At 68.4% G+C, this 12484-nt stretch carries 13 protein-coding genes and 1 tRNA gene; 8 read left to right on the forward strand and 6 right to left on the reverse strand.

Features of this window, described 5'->3' with window-relative positions:
• The first annotated feature begins 30 nt into the window (after positions 1–30).
• The 4 genes from H4W81_RS27285 (at position 31) to H4W81_RS27300 (ending at position 3427) form a co-directional block, all read left to right on the forward strand.
• The gene (locus tag H4W81_RS27285) at positions 31–1275 is read left to right on the forward strand and encodes a DUF2510 domain-containing protein (protein WP_192777432.1); all 1245 of its coding nucleotides are present in this window, start codon (positions 31–33) and stop codon (positions 1273–1275) included.
• A 72-nt stretch (positions 1276–1347) separates the two neighbouring features.
• The gene (orn, locus tag H4W81_RS27290) at positions 1348–1944 is read left to right on the forward strand and encodes an oligoribonuclease (protein WP_192777433.1); all 597 of its coding nucleotides are present in this window, start codon (positions 1348–1350) and stop codon (positions 1942–1944) included.
• Positions 1945–2008: 64 nt separating this feature from the next.
• Positions 2009–2084 (forward strand) — tRNA-His (locus H4W81_RS27295).
• 773 nt (positions 2085–2857) lie between these two features.
• Entirely contained in the window at positions 2858–3427 is a 570-nt protein-coding gene (locus H4W81_RS27300; RefSeq protein WP_318781992.1) for a C40 family peptidase, read from the forward strand.
• Between the two features lie 137 nt (positions 3428–3564).
• Here the strand turns inward: H4W81_RS27300 and H4W81_RS27305 are convergent, their stop codons facing one another.
• Positions 3565–3879 carry a hypothetical protein gene (locus H4W81_RS27305; protein ID WP_192777435.1) on the reverse strand — a complete coding sequence of 105 codons (315 nt, stop codon included), beginning with the start codon at positions 3877–3879 and terminating at the stop codon, positions 3565–3567.
• 734 nt (positions 3880–4613) lie between these two features.
• Between H4W81_RS27305 and H4W81_RS27310 the strand changes: the two genes are divergently transcribed.
• Together H4W81_RS27310 and H4W81_RS27315 are read left to right on the forward strand one after the other, a co-directional pair.
• The gene (locus H4W81_RS27310; protein ID WP_192773486.1) at positions 4614–5507 is read left to right on the forward strand and encodes an IS982 family transposase; all 894 of its coding nucleotides are present in this window, start codon (positions 4614–4616) and stop codon (positions 5505–5507) included.
• A gap of 254 nt (positions 5508–5761) precedes the next feature.
• Complete coding sequence (locus tag H4W81_RS27315) at positions 5762–5968, forward strand: helix-turn-helix domain-containing protein (RefSeq protein ID WP_192777436.1); 207 nt, start codon at positions 5762–5764, stop codon at positions 5966–5968.
• 63 nt (positions 5969–6031) lie between these two features.
• Here H4W81_RS27315 and lat read toward each other — a convergent pair whose 3' ends face one another.
• The 5 genes from lat to H4W81_RS27340 all read right to left on the reverse strand — a co-directional run bounded on the left by lat (position 6032) and on the right by H4W81_RS27340 (position 10530).
• Positions 6032–7303: an L-lysine 6-transaminase gene (lat, locus tag H4W81_RS27320; protein WP_192777437.1), complete on the reverse strand. Its 1272-nt coding sequence runs from the start codon at positions 7301–7303 to the stop codon at positions 6032–6034.
• Between the two features lie 84 nt (positions 7304–7387).
• Complete coding sequence (locus H4W81_RS27325) at positions 7388–7912, reverse strand: HdeD family acid-resistance protein (protein ID WP_192777438.1); 525 nt, start codon at positions 7910–7912, stop codon at positions 7388–7390.
• Positions 7913–7958: 46 nt separating this feature from the next.
• The gene (locus H4W81_RS27330) at positions 7959–8324 is read right to left on the reverse strand and encodes a PPOX class F420-dependent oxidoreductase (RefSeq protein WP_192777439.1); all 366 of its coding nucleotides are present in this window, start codon (positions 8322–8324) and stop codon (positions 7959–7961) included.
• Positions 8321–8974, reverse strand: a complete 654-nt coding sequence (gene trhA / locus H4W81_RS27335; RefSeq protein ID WP_192777440.1) for a PAQR family membrane homeostasis protein TrhA — start codon at positions 8972–8974, stop codon at positions 8321–8323. The genes H4W81_RS27330 and trhA overlap by 4 nt, the downstream gene beginning before the upstream one ends.
• A 20-nt stretch (positions 8975–8994) precedes the next feature.
• Positions 8995–10530, reverse strand: a complete 1536-nt coding sequence (locus H4W81_RS27340; protein WP_192777441.1) for a penicillin-binding transpeptidase domain-containing protein — start codon at positions 10528–10530, stop codon at positions 8995–8997.
• A 53-nt stretch (positions 10531–10583) separates the two neighbouring features.
• On the opposite strand from H4W81_RS27340, the gene H4W81_RS27345 reads away from it, so the two are divergent.
• Both H4W81_RS27345 and H4W81_RS27350 read left to right on the forward strand, forming a co-directional pair.
• Complete coding sequence (locus H4W81_RS27345; RefSeq protein ID WP_318781993.1) at positions 10584–11435, forward strand: spermidine synthase; 852 nt, start codon at positions 10584–10586, stop codon at positions 11433–11435.
• A gap of 53 nt (positions 11436–11488) precedes the next feature.
• The gene (locus H4W81_RS27350; protein ID WP_192777442.1) at positions 11489–12457 is read left to right on the forward strand and encodes a pirin family protein; all 969 of its coding nucleotides are present in this window, start codon (positions 11489–11491) and stop codon (positions 12455–12457) included.
• The last annotated feature ends 27 nt before the right edge of the window (positions 12458–12484 follow it).

Genomic DNA, 12484 nt, shown 5'->3' on the forward strand with positions numbered 1-12484 from the left:
AACAAAGCGGTTGTTATTAGTCTGACGGCCATGACCACGCAGACCCCCGCAGGCTGGTACCCCGACCCCTACGGCTCGCCGCAGCTGCGGTGGTGGGACGGGGGCCAGTGGACCGACGCCACACACCCGATGGAGCAGCAGCAGTCAGGCGCCCAGCAGGCCGCCGCACCGCGGCAGGGACCTCCATCGGCAGCGTCTCCCCAGGCGGCGTCTCCGCAGGCGGCGTCTCCCCAGGCGGGGCCTCCACCGGCGGGGTCCCCGCACCAGCCGCACGGGCCCGTGGTGGGGAGCACGCCGTACCACGGGGCGAACGCCGCTCCCGCGCGGCCGTCCCACGAACAGGGACAGCCGCACTCCACGCAGGGCGGCGGGTGGGCGCAGGGCCAGGCCCCGCAGAGCGGCGGGTGGCAGCAGCCGGCTCCCACCCAGCAGTACGGCGGGCAGCCGTGGGGCGGCGGAACCGCGCAGATGCCCAGGCCCGACTTCGGGCCGCCGCCCAAGTCAGGCGGCGGCGCGCTGCCGTGGGTGCTCGGCGGGATCGGCTCGGTCCTCGTGCTCGCGCTGGTCGTGGCCGCGGCCGTCTTCATGATCAACAGGTCTGGCGGGACGACGGCCCAGCCGACTCCCGAGCCGGTTCCGAGCACCAGTCCGAGCGAGCCCACCCCCTCGCCGAGCGAGTCCCCGAGCGAGTCGGCCACGCCGACGCCGCAGGACCCCGGCGCCGAGCTGCCCGCGGTCTCGGGTGGGCGCATCACCGACCCCAAGACCGGCCTGTCCTACGCGGCCCCCGGCGACCCGTGGAAGGTGCCCCCGTCTGCCGAGATCAACGCCCCCGACCCCAACGTCCAGCAGTGGTCGGCGGGGATGCAGGCCGTCTCGCACGAGAAGTACGACGGCGAGAGCGACTGGAACGGCAGCATCTACTCGGGCGAGCTCAACCCGATCTACCCCTACGAGGGCACGCAGGGCCTGCGCGGCACCGTCGGCACCGTCTTCATCGACTTCGCCCGCTTCTACCCCATCAAGCACGAGCGGAAGATCCTCCAGGACAAGGCCATCACGGTGGACGGGCACAAGGGCTGGCTGCTGGAGTACGAGATGGACTTCACCGCCGAGTCGGAGAAGAACGGCTACCAGTGGAAGAAGGAGCGGGGCGCGATCGTGGTCGTCGACAGGGGCGAGGGCAAGCGGCCCGCGCTGCTGTACGCTTCGGTCCCCGACAACCTGGATACCGGTCTCGTCACTCAGGTGGTGAAGTCTCTCAAGCTGTCCTGACCAGGGCACTAGGCTGGGGCTAATGAGCGAGCGGCGGGTAGCTCCGAGCCGCTGGGCGAGGAGATTGATCGTATGAGTGACTTGCTGGTCTGGATCGACTGCGAGATGACCGGGCTCGACCTGGGGCGCGACGCGCTCATCGAGGTCGCCTGTGTCGTCACCGACAGCGAGCTGCGGCAGCTGGACGAGGGCGTCGACGTGGTCATCAAGCCCCCGTCCGAGGCGTTGGAGCAGATGTCGGAGGTGGTGCGCGAGATGCACACGGCTTCGGGGCTGCTGCCCGAGCTGGGCGAGGGGGTGACGCTCGCGGAGGCCGAGTCGCTCGTGCTCGACTACATCCGCGGCCACATCCCCGAGCCGAAGCGGGCGCCGCTGTGCGGCAACTCCATCGGCACCGACCGCACGTTCATCTCCCGCGACATGCCGGCCGTGGACGCCTACCTGCACTACCGGATGATCGACGTCTCCTCTATCAAGGAACTCGTGCGCCGCTGGTACCCGCGCGTCTACTTCGCCGCGCCCGAGAAGCAGGGCGGGCACCGGGCTCTGGCGGACATCACCGAGAGCGTCCGCGAGCTGCGTTACTACCGCGCCACCGTGTTCGTGCCGCAGCCGGGACCCGACTCGGCCACCGCCAGGACACTCGCGGACGGTGTGTCGTATATCTGAGTGGCGCAAAAGGTCTCGAAGACCGCTACACTTTTCCATGTGCTGCTGCGGCGGCACGAGCATGGTGGGTGTAGCTCAGTTGGCAGAGCGCCAGGTTGTGGTCCTGGATGTCGGGGGTTCAAGTCCCCTCACTCACCCCAGGTGAGATGTCAGACCAGAAGGCCCGATCACTCCGGTGATCGGGCCTTCTGCGTGACCGGGTGTCCTGAGGTGGAAGCGGGCCGACCTCGACAACCTCGCCGGACGGCTCTCGCGGCCGCCTCGCCTCACTCGTCGAGCAGGACTCAAGATCTTCGACTTCGACGTGCCGGCCACGCCGCGGCGGGCCCGCCGCACGAGCTGACAACGGGAGCGCTGCTCAAGGCGGCGATGGTGACCTCGGCGCCAACAGGATCTCCCGTCGACGAGCCGGCCGGGCCGCCTGCACGTCTTCGAGTCCGTGGGCGACACCCCGCTCGACTGACACGAGACCCGCGTCGGCTGTCGCGTCCTCCGGAGAGGCGGTGACGGGACAGGAGCCTTGCCCGTTGAGTTCAAACGGGCAAGGCTGCCGTCCCTTCGGTGGACAAGGAAAAAAATAACGTATCCGCCTGCTCGATTGCATGGTCATTCGTTACGAGCCTCGAGTATCTCTGGAAACGTCAACCAGTAGCTTTCCAGCGGCCAGGAACGCGTCGCCGCGGTCTCCCGTGAACGCCAAACCGATACTGAAACGCGCATTCACTTGACAATTATCCGCCTGCTGGCGACAAACGCCCCGCGTGTCGCATGTGAGGGTTGCGGGGTAAAATTTTTTCCGGCGAAGGATCGCGTGGCGAACCGATGACCAGGAAAAGACTGGCGCTGGCCGCCGTCTTGCTTTTCGGCTCCATGGGAAGGGGGGTACGGGAGCGAGAACGCCGGCAACCGGGCGGTGAATGCCGCGCTGGAAACGCTCGGAACACCTTGTTCATGGTGCGGCGGCGGAGCGAACGGCCCGAGTTTCGGAATAGGGCGCGGCGCCATGACAGTCGGCTTCGACTGCTCGGGACTCATACAATACGCGTGGGCACAGGCCGGGGTGCGCATCGAACGCACAGCGCGCGATCAGTGGCGAAAGAGATGGCCGGTCCCTGAGGGGCAGGTGCAACCGGGAGATCTCGTCTTCTATGACAGCAATTTCGTGTCACCGGGACCCGAGCACGTGGCATCGCCGCGTCGACGGGGAGCGGATCGTGCACGCGCCGTCCACGGGGGGGTTCGTGACCTAGGCGCCGCTGGACAGGCGCGGATACATGGGAGCGGTCCGCCCCGCTGGGATGGCTCCGACGACGTCCGAGGACGCTACCGGATAACCGGAGATCCCGAGCGGGACGGACACGCCGACATACCGTTTCAGGTGACGGTGAATCACTCCAGCGATGATCGTCATCTCCTGAAACGCCTGGGTCCGGCCCAGGCGCGTGCCGTTCTGAACGGCGCATCCAGCCTCGTGCCATGCTGAGCGCGATGGGCGGCCCGCTCTGGAGAAGCGGACCGCCCAACTGACACCCGAAAGAACTGCGCCAGGAGGGGGATTGCAATTCATTTCATTGGGACGGATAAGTGTCAGAACAATTTCGCGTCCAACGAGCAGCGAGACTAGTCGTTGGTGCAGTGGTTGATCTCGTTGCCCAGCGCGAGGATGTTGATCTGGTTGTCGTTCAGGATGGGAAGCAGGATGCCACCGAGGATACCGGCCGCGGCGGTGTTGGTCCTGTCGCACCGGCGGTGGTCGTCCTTCTCCGGCTTGGTGTAGTCCGCGAAAGCGGCGCTCGAGCCGGCGAAGACGGTGCTGGCGATCGCTGCACCGATGAAAATGCGACGAAGCATGATTGTGTCCTCCGTTGAGATGGCCTGCGGATTACCGCTGCCGTCAGTTGTTTCTGGCAGAGCACCAAAGCGCTCGGCAATCATAATGTGCTATTCGTCGCCGGCTTTCAAGCAGAGTCCCGTCCTCCCCGAACCAAAGGTCAGTATTCTTTCGGTAGTCCCACGGCCCCTTCCCCAAAACCCAGAACCAGAGAATTTGTGTATGACGAAACATTCCTTACCTGCACTCGATAAGGGACCGCTGTTTGTTTGGCCGCTCTTGGGCTGCGGGAAACGCGGACGCAAGAGAGCGTCGGCGGGACGCTGACCCCATACTGGTGCCGAATTGACTAATTGGAGCATCCCCGGCATCGCGCGGAAGCCCCGCGAGATGGAAATAGGCGGAATTATCATCAGAAATCGGGCGATAATCTGACGACGGGCCGGCGAATTTCGCCGCATCGCTCCACTAATGCGCCGCCACTGCCCGATGTGGAGCAGCCGCCCGCTCAGGTGCCGAGCCCTGAGGATGTGCACACCACGGGCAGACCTGGCCGCCGCGCCGAACGCGCAGCGCCGACCGCTCCTACCCCTGACTGAACGAGGCGACCGGCAACAAGCCGCTGCCGCGCTCGACACTGTCGGACATATTCACCAACGGCTGGCCGAGCCGCGAGACGCTGGAGACGCTCCTGAGAGGTCCCCCGAGCGATGGGCGGCCCGGCAACACGCCCGCGAGCGCGCCTCGACCGAGGTACCCCCGAGCCTTGCTGGACTAGACGAGTAAGTCCTAAGTCGTTTCGGCTGCGGGAACGACGAAGGGTGTTGATGATCCGTTTGTGACGACAGACCTCAACACCCTTCTCACCGCACTGTACGTGAAGATCGACGACTGGCTCGGCAAAGCGCCCCGCCTCGGCCGCCCACCCAAGCTGACCGACGCCGAACTGCTGACCTTAGCGGTCGCCCAAGTCCTGCTCGGGATCGGCTCCGAGGCCCGCTGGCTGCGGTTCGTCCCCCGGCACCTGCCCGGCGCCTTCCCCTACCTGCCCGGCCAATCCGGCTACAACAAACGGCTCCGCGCGGCCCTGCCCCTGCTCCAGCGCGCCATCCGGGCCCTGGCCCTCGACACCGATCTGTGGGCCGACCCGGTCTGGGTGGTCGACTCCACCCCGGTCGAATGCGGCCGCTCCCGCCCCACCACGCAGCGCTCGGACCTGGCCGGCTGGGCCGGCTACGGCTACTGCCGCTCCCACTCCCGCTGGTTTTGGGGTCTGCGGCTGCACCTGGTCTGCACCCCGGCCGGACTGCCGATCAGCTGGGCCCTGGCCACCCCGAAGATCGACGAACGGCAGGTGCTGATGGCCGTCTTGGACCACGACCCGCATCTGCTCGCCACCCGACCCGGGCTGCTGATCATCGCCGACAAGGGCTACGTCTCGGCCGAACTGGACCACTACCTGGCCGAACGGGGCGTGCGGCTGCTGCGGCCGTCCTACCGCAACCGCACACCCCGCCCGGGCGAGCAGCTCCTCAAACCCATCCGCCAGCTCATCGAATCGGTCAACGACACCCTCAAAGGCCAACTCGACCTGGAACTCCACGGCGGACGCAGCCCTGAGGGGGTCGGCGCGCGCATCGCCCAGCGCATCTTGGCGTTGACCGCCGCTATCTGGCACAACCGCGCTACCGGCCAGCCCGTCACCCGGTCACTGATCGCCTATGACCACTAACCCGACTTAGGACTTACTCGTCTAGCGCGCCGACCTGCCTCCAGGATCGATGACTCGTTCGAATAAGCGCCGGCGTCACATGCCCTCACTCACCCCATGACTAAGGGCCGGTCCTCAGGACCGGTCTTTCGCTTTTCTCTGGTGACTTTGGCCCCAAATCCGGACAATGCGAGTTATGCTCGCTGTCAACCGCTTACGCCGGAAGCACGGGGGCCAATCGGCGATCTGACCGACTTCGCTGTCCCGGAGGCCGGATGAGAGTCGACGACGCCGCACGCCTGAGCAAGCGTGAGGCCGAGGTGATGGACCTGATCGCGACCGGTCAGTCCAACGGCGAGATAGCACAACGGCTGTTTCTCAGCGAGAAGACAGTCAAGAACCACGTCAACCGGATCTACGCCAAGCTGGGCGCCGACTGTCGCATGACCGCGATCGGCCTCTGGCTCAACCGCGACTCCTGATCGTCAATTCGTCCTGCGCCCGCCTGCCGTACGGACCGAAGGGGCGGCAGGCGGGCGCGCGCCTCACAGCGGGCGCGAGAGGGCGCGTGACAGCGCCGCCAGGCCGAGCTCTAGGTCGGCGTCCTCGATGTTGAGCGCGGGACGCAGGCGGACCGAGCGCTGGCCGCACGGCAGCACGAGCACGTCCTCCTCCTCCCGCAGCCTGGTGATCAGCGCGGTCCGCCGCACGCCGTCGGGCAGGTCGAAGGCGCACATGAAGCCCCGGCCCCGCACGTTGGAGACCAGTTCGGGCCGTTCGGCCTGGATCTTGGCCAGGCCCTCGAGCAGCCGGACGCCCGCCCTGGCGACGCGCGGGATGAGCGCGTCGCGTTCGATGATCTCCATCAGGCCGGTCGAGCGGACCATGTCGACCAGCCCGCCACCCCACGTGGAGTTGATGCGGCCGCTGACCTCGAAGACGTTGTCGGGGACGAGATCGACGCGGCGCCCCGCCATGATGCCGCCGACCTGCACCTTCTTGGCGAAGGCCACGATGTCGGGGGCGAGGCCGAGCTGCTGGTAGGCCCATGGCGTGCCGGTGGTGCCGCCGCCCGTCTGCACCTCGTCCAGCACGAACAGCGCGTCGTGCTCGTGGCACAGGTCCTGCATCGCCCGCAGGAACTCGGCACGCATGTGGTTGTCGCCGCCCTCGCCCTGGATCGGCTCGGCGATGAAGCAGGCGATGTCGTGCGGATGCCGTTCGAACGCGGCCCTGGCCTGGGCGAGCGCGCGTTCCTCCGCGGCCTCCACGTCGCCGAAGTGGATCGCGGGCACCTCGATGCGCGGCCAGTCGAAGGCGGGGAAGCGCTCGGTCTTGAGCGGCTCGGTGTTGGTCAGCGAGAGCGTGTAACCGGAGCGGCCGTGGAAGGCCCTGGTGAGGTGCATGACACGGGTGCCGAGCGCGCCGGAGCGGCCCGCGGCCTCGTTGCGGCGGCTCTTCCAGTCGAAGGCCGTCTTGAGCGCGTTCTCCACCGCGAGCGCGCCGCCCTCGACGAAGAACAGGTGCGGCAGGGCGGGATCACCGAGGACGCGGGTGAAGGTCTCGACGAAGTCGGCCAGCTGCTCGGTGTACATGTCGGGGTTGGCGGGCTTGTTCAGCGCGACCCTGCCGAGCGGCTCCGGGTCGAGTGGCGGGTTCACGCCCAGCGGGGCGGAGGCGAAGAAGGTGTAGAAGTCCAGGTAGCGGCGGCCGGTGCGGGCGTCGACCAGCCAGGAGCCCTGGCTGCGGTCGAGATCGAGCACCAGCCGGTAGCCATCGACGAGCAGGTGGCGGGCGAGCCTTTCGAGTACGTCCATATCCTCTCCCCCTCGAGCCGGATCACGACATACGTTCCCCCGAACTCGGCGCATATGTAAATACTTTTCGCCAGAATCGCTGATTCACGCGAGCTTCTTCATCTCGACCGACAGCACGATGATCGCGATGCCGTAGATGACGGCGAAGACCCCGATCAGCCAGGTCAGGGCGAGGGCGCCGGGGGCGGGCCAGATGAGCAGCAGGATGCCGAAGACCACCGAGAGGAGACCGCCGATGATCAGCATCCACTCGTTGTCGATGACCTTGCGCAGCCGGATCCCCGCGAAGATCTCAGCGACCCCCGTGAAGATCGCCCAGAAGGCGATGACGTAGAGCAGGGCGAGCGTCGTGATGCCCGGCCAGACGAAGGCCACGATTCCCGCCAGGATGCCGAGCACGCCGGAGATGATGAGCCACGCCTTGGAGCCGGTGTCATGGCGGAAGGCGGCGCCCAGGGAGAAGATGCCGCTGACGATGGCGTAGGCACCGAAGAAGATGACGAGGACCCACAGGGTGATGCCGGGCCACACGATCGCGAGGATGCCGAAGATGACCGCGCAGATTCCCCGGATGAGGATGAGCCACCAGGTGCTCGCCAATTGCTCCATAACGGTCTGCTATCCGCAATCATGGCGCGGGCAGCCCTGTCCAGGGTCAAATGTCGGTGATCCGCACGCCGACCGTCCCGGTCGCTCCCCTGCGCAGGCGGCTGCCGAGCAGCACCAGCCTGCCCTGCAGGCCGTACTTCCGGCGCAGCAGCGCACGGACCTTCGCGGTCTGCGCCGCGGACAGGATCTCCGCGCGGCCCTTGACCGGCTCTCCCCTCACGTTGCCGCGCAGGTCGCAGGGGGCGACCGTCACCTCGGGGTTGGCGCGGATGCGCTTGATCTTGCCGGAGGTGGCGACGGTCCAGATCACGACGGCCGCGCCGTCCTGCGCCACCCACACGGGCGTGGCCACCGGCGTGCCGTCCCTGCGGTAGGTCGTCACGGAGACGTACTGCTCATGCCCGAGGTTCACACATGGGAGTAGACCACGATCGAGACCGCGATGTACTGCACGAGGTAGGCGGCGACGGTGAAGGCGTGGAAGACCTCGTGGAAGCCGAACCAGCGGGGCGAGGGGTCGGGCCTGCGCAGGCCGTACACGATCGCGCCCGCACTGTAGAGGACGCCGCCGACGGCCACCAGCGTCACCGCGACGATGCCCGCGCCCCGCAGCAGCTGCGGCATCACGAAGATCGCGGTCCAGCCGAGCGCCAGGTACAGCACGGTGTAGAGCCAGCGCGGCGCCGCCATCCAGAACACTCTGAACAGCACGCCCGCCAGCGCGCCGCCCCAGGTCACGCAGAGCACCGCGATCGTGGGCCACCCGTCGAGCGCGAGCAGCGCGAAGGGCGTGTAGGTGCCCGCGATGATCAGATAGATGTTGGCGTGGTCGAACCTGCGCAGCACCTCTGCCAGGCGCGGGCCCAGCGTGCCCCGGTGGTAGGTCGCCGAGATGCCGAAGAGCAGGCCGGAGGTGATCGCGTAGACGGCGGAGGCGAGCCGGGCCTGCGTGGTCGGACCCAGGGCGACCAGGACGAATCCGGCGACGAGGGCGACGGGCAGGGCTCCGGTGTGCAGCCAGCCGCGGAGCCGCGGCTTGGTGAAGGTGGCGACACTCGTCATGTAACCTACGGTAGCGTAGGTTACAGCGCGCCGAGGAAGCGGGCGGCTATGGGAAGCGCCACTTTCGCGCCGGATCCCCCGTGCTTGACGAAGACGCAGAATGCCAGGTCGCCCCGGTAGCCGACGAACCAGGCGTGTGGCGGGCCGTCGCCGACCTCGGCCGTTCCCGTCTTGCCCGCCACGTCGGCGCCGAGCCCCGCGCCCTTGGCGGTGCCGTCGGCGACGACCTGCCGCATCATCGTCCGCAGCTCGCCCGCCATGTGCTGGTCGAGCGCGATCTCGGCGGGCGGGGCTCCGTCGAGCTTCCTGGCCGCCTTCGCGGTGACGAACCTGGGCGCGCGCCAGGTGCCGCTGCCGACGGCGGCGGCGAGCGTGGCCATGCACAGCGGCGAGGCCCTGACCGAGCCCTGGCCAATCGCGTTCTCTCCCACCATGTCGGGGTTGGCGGTCGGCTCGATGGCCCCGCACAGCCCGCCCACCCCTGTGGGCAGCACCCGCCTGCCGAAGCCCCACTCCTTGGCCACCTCGTCCAGGCGCGTCGCGCCGAGCCTGGTGACCGCCTGCTCGGCGAAGGTCGTGTTGCAGGACACCGCGAAGGCGCCGCCCAGCGTCGAGGCCGTCACGCTGTCGTCGGCGTTCTCGAAGGTCCTGCCGTTCGGGATCGTGTAGGACGGTGGGCAGGCCACGCCGCTGGAGGCGGACAGCCCGGCCCGCACCAGGCCCGCCGCCGTGACCACCTTGAACGTCGAGCCCGGCGGAAAGAACCTGACGAAGGCCGCCATCTGCCCCATCCGGTCGGCCACGGCCAGAATCTCGCCGGTGCTCGCCTTGATCGCGACGATCGCCGCCTCTCTCGGAACCCCGTCCAGCGCCCTGGCCGCGGCCGCCTGCACCGGCCGCGACAGCGTGACACGCACCTGCTTGCCGGGCGGCGGCTGGAAGACGACCAGCGTCTTTTCCTTCCCGCCGGACGCGGCGGCTCTGATCGCCCAGCCGGTGTTCACCTCGCCGAGCCGCTCCTTGAGCTCGTCGAGGTACGGCTCGGCGGCGTTGTCGTGCGGTAATTTCGCCCCCGACCTGGTGACCAGTTCGATCCCCGAGACCTCGACCTCGTCCAGCGTGAGGGCGCCGCCGTCCTTCAGCGCGGGGTGCAGCGTCTCAGGGCCCCAGAGCACCTTCCAGGCCCCCTCATGGACGGCCAGCCGCAACGTCCCGGAGAACCCCCACGGCCCCATGCCGGTCAGCTGCCTGACGCCGGTGAACGGCAGCTCCGCCGTCTCCTCGCCGGTCACCTTGAGCGCGCCCGCCCGCAGGGTCAGCGCGTTCACCTTGAACTGCTCGGCGAAGTCGAGGTGCTGGTCGGCGAAGTCCTGGGGCGGATCGGCCACCAGCCGCTCCATCGAGGCGATGTCGCTGCGCTGCCATGCGGCGAAGTAGGCGCCGGCCGTCGCCCCGGCGCTCCCGCTCACCCCCGAGGCCGCCACGAAGGCGAACGCGCCCGCCCCCGCCACCACGACAAGGGCGACAAGGAGTCCAACCAGCCTTCGCCTACGCATACGGTTCTCCCAGGAACAAGTTCCACCTCGTCTTACCAGAAAGGAAGCCGGACGTGACACGTGGAGCGCGGGAGCCGATGCCCGGCCGCTATCCGGTGACCTTCGGCGAAGTCGAGCTGCTGAGGGATCTTGACCGGCAGCACGGATGGATGCTGTCCAAGGATGGTGTACCGCAGTCGTACGTGGATCTGGAAGATCCGACATATCTGGATTTTGAGTATGTGCGACTCATGGCCGACGTGATCGACGTCCTGCCGGACGGCCCGCTGAACTGCGTGCACATCGGCGGCGGCGCCTGCACCATCCCCCGCTACATCGCCGCCACCAGGCCGGGCTCCAGGCACATCGTCGTCGAGCCCGACGCGGCGCTGGTCGAGCTCGTGCGCTCCCAGCTCGACCTCCGCTCGGTGCCCAAGCTCAAGGTGCGCCTCCAGGGCGGCCTCGAGGCCACCGCCGGCATCTGGGACGACTCCACCGACCTGTTCGTGCTCGACGCCTTCTCCGGCGCGACGATGCCCGTCGAGCTGGCCACCGCCGAATACATGGCCGACATCGCCCGGGTGCTGCGCGCCACGGGCACGCTGCTGATCAACCTGGCCGACGGCAAGGGGCTGGCCTTCGCCAGGCGGCTGGTGGCCACCGTCCGCGGGACGTTCAAGCACGTCGCGCTGCTGGCCGATCCCGGCATCATGCGCGGCAGGAGGTTCGGCAACCTGATCGTCGCCGCCTCGCCGTCCGAGCTGCCCGTCGACCTGCTCACCCGCCGCGCCGCGGGCGGCCTCACCCAGGCCCGCTGCGTGCACGGCGAAGCCCTGACCAACTTCGTGGCTGGCGCCCCTCCGATCCACCAGGGCGACGCCGTTCTCGCGCCCGCACCTCCCCCTGAGATCTTCGGCGCGGAATAGTTGAAATATAAACTTGGTTGCAGCGGACGAGTCCTCCAGGGAAGGAGCCCGACATGCCCGCCGTAACCGTAGAGAACCCGCTGACCCTGCCCCGCCTGCCGCAGTCCGACGGCACCGTGCCTGAGCGCAGGGTGCTCACGGTCGCCAGCGCGCCCAGCGGCTTCGAGGGCGAGGGCTTCCCCGTCCGCAAGGCCCTGGCCACGATCAAGCCGTCCTACCTCGACCCGTTCGTGATGATGGACCAGATGGGCGCGGTCGACTACGCGCCGGGCGAGCCCAAGGGCACCCCCTGGCACCCCCATCGCGGCTTCGAGACCGTCACCTACATGATCGACGGCGTCATCGACCACACCGATTCCCACGGCGGCGGCGGCACGATCACCGACGGCGACACCCAGTGGATGACGGCCGGTAGCGGCATCCTGCACAAGGAGGCCCCGCCCGAGTGGCTGGTCCAGAAGGGCGGCCTGTTCCACGGCATCCAGCTGTGGGTCAACCTGCCGGGCAAGGACAAGATGATGGCCCCGAAGTATCAGGACATCGGGCGTGCCAACGTCGTCCTGCTGAGCAGCCACGACGGCGGTGCGCTGGTGCGCCTCATCGCCGGTGACGTCGCGGGGCACCTCGGCCCCGGCAGCACGCACACCCCGATCACGCTGCTGCACGCCACGGTCAGCCCGGGCGCGCAGCTCGCGCTCCCGTGGCGCACGGACTTCAACGCCCTGGCGTACGTCCTGGCCGGCCGCGGCACGGTCGGCGCCGACCGGCAGCCGATCGAGAGCGGGCAGCTGGCGGTCTACGACGGCTTCGGCGCCAGGCCGGGGCTGACGACCGACGGGGAGTGGCTGCGGATCGCGGCCCGTCCGCGGGAGACGCTGGAGGTGATCGTCCTGGGCGGCCGGCCGATCGGCGAGCCGGTGGCGCACTACGGGCCCTTCGTGATGAACACGAGGGCGGAGCTGGTGCAGGCCTTCGAGGACTACCAGTCGGGCCGCTTCGGCAGCGTCCCCGCGGGCCACTGACCCCGCGGGATCGCGGGCGAAGGGCTT

The organism is Nonomuraea africana, assembly GCF_014873535.1.
Taxonomy (GTDB): domain Bacteria; phylum Actinomycetota; class Actinomycetes; order Streptosporangiales; family Streptosporangiaceae; genus Nonomuraea; species Nonomuraea africana.

What these genes read in the sequence shown, in the direction of transcription:
- H4W81_RS27285 (WP_192777432.1), top strand. Translation starts at nt 31, where the DNA reads ATGACCACGCAGACCCCCGCAGGCTGGTACCCCGACCCCTACGGCTCG.
- orn (WP_192777433.1), top strand. Translation starts at nt 1,348, where the DNA reads ATGAGTGACTTGCTGGTCTGGATCGACTGCGAGATGACCGGGCTCGAC.
- H4W81_RS27305 (WP_192777435.1), bottom strand. Translation starts at nt 3,879, where the DNA reads ATGATTGCCGAGCGCTTTGGTGCTCTGCCAGAAACAACTGACGGCAGC.
- H4W81_RS27315 (WP_192777436.1), top strand. Translation starts at nt 5,762, where the DNA reads ATGAGAGTCGACGACGCCGCACGCCTGAGCAAGCGTGAGGCCGAGGTG.
- lat (WP_192777437.1), bottom strand. Translation starts at nt 7,303, where the DNA reads ATGGACGTACTCGAAAGGCTCGCCCGCCACCTGCTCGTCGATGGCTAC.
- H4W81_RS27325 (WP_192777438.1), bottom strand. Translation starts at nt 7,912, where the DNA reads ATGGAGCAATTGGCGAGCACCTGGTGGCTCATCCTCATCCGGGGAATC.
- trhA (WP_192777440.1), bottom strand. Translation starts at nt 8,974, where the DNA reads ATGACGAGTGTCGCCACCTTCACCAAGCCGCGGCTCCGCGGCTGGCTG.
- H4W81_RS27340 (WP_192777441.1), bottom strand. Translation starts at nt 10,530, where the DNA reads ATGCGTAGGCGAAGGCTGGTTGGACTCCTTGTCGCCCTTGTCGTGGTG.
- H4W81_RS27350 (WP_192777442.1), top strand. Translation starts at nt 11,489, where the DNA reads ATGCCCGCCGTAACCGTAGAGAACCCGCTGACCCTGCCCCGCCTGCCG.